1 protein-coding gene is annotated in these 1,229 nt (G+C 37.8%); it reads right to left on the reverse strand.

What is annotated here, in order from left to right; translation table 11 throughout:
• Positions 1 to 96: 96 nt before the first annotated feature.
• On the reverse strand, positions 97 to 1,229 hold a 1,133-nt coding region (locus tag EBS11_RS28310), incomplete at its 5' end, for a hypothetical protein (protein WP_290608870.1).

Below are 1,229 nucleotides of genomic sequence, written 5' to 3' on the forward strand. Positions count from 1 at the left end.
TGTTAGAATATATTCAATTTTTCCCTTGTCTGTATATCTTGTCTCTTCCCTAGTCTTTACTGGGAAAGAGCCTTTGTAAATTGGGGCTGGCATGGTTTATCTACCACCGAACACTGCTTCTTGACCATTAGGAGAAACAGAAAGTATATATCCAGAGGGATTCCTAACAAGCTGTCTAAGCAATGTTGTTTGTTGTTTTTGCTCAAAAAGCTGATCTTGGCTTGCCTTTAAAAGCGGGTCTGCGCCACCAAATGCCACACCTCCTCCACCAATTCTTTGAAGTGATGAAACGGCAACATCTTTCATGGCATTCTTTAAGTTGCCAGCTTTACCGCCTAATTCCGCTGTTCCAGTCACATCTGCAATAGCTTTTTCGGATGGCTTTCCAGCTACCGCTGTTGCCTCAAGAACTCCTTTTAAATTTGCAAATGTATTTAAAACATCTTGCGCTGGCTTATCTAGCGTAACATTTGCAGAGATCAATGATTCTACTGCCTTTTTACCGCCATCAAACGCTTTTTTTGCACCTGCTCCAATTTGATCTATTCCCTCATTTGCACTTCTTGAATTTACTTGAAATTCCCCAATCCCAAAATTAACTCCGCTTTCAAGTCTTTCTTTTAAAAGTTTTTGAAATTGTTCTTTATCTGGCAAGCTTTTATCGCTTAAAAGAATTTTAGTTGCGGCTAGTGCTCCACCAACCGCCCCACCCTTGGCAAAACCTTCTCCGATTTTTGAAAAATTGGAAAATATTGAATTAAAGGCATTTTGAGCGTATAATACTGCAAATTCTATTCCTGTCTGAAAATATGCTATTGGAGTTTCAAAAGCTCTTAACAACATAGACCCAACTATTTTTGCAAATCCAGTAAAAACATCAATCAATCCAGATGACATTCCCTCAAGAGCGTCTGTTGATAAAACTGCATTTAAATATTGTCCAATAAATTTTGACACTCTTTTAAATAAATCCTTAAAATATGCAACAGAGGCTTCAAACGATAATTTTAATACATCAAATAAAGTCCCTGTTTTAAAAGCTCCAATTAAAACATCTGCACCTAGCTTTATTTGAGCACCTAGTCTTGCACCAAATTTAGATAAAACTTCCCCCCCCTGTAGCATTTTAAATAATTCGAGTATCTCTGGAGCAACTGCTCCAGCCATTTCTATAAAAAATCCACGAAATGCTGACCCAGAGTCACGAAGTTGAGTTGCTATTCTCGAAA

The organism is Janthinobacterium sp. (assembly GCF_009923995.1).
GTDB lineage: Bacteria > Pseudomonadota > Gammaproteobacteria > Burkholderiales > Burkholderiaceae_D > Janthinobacterium.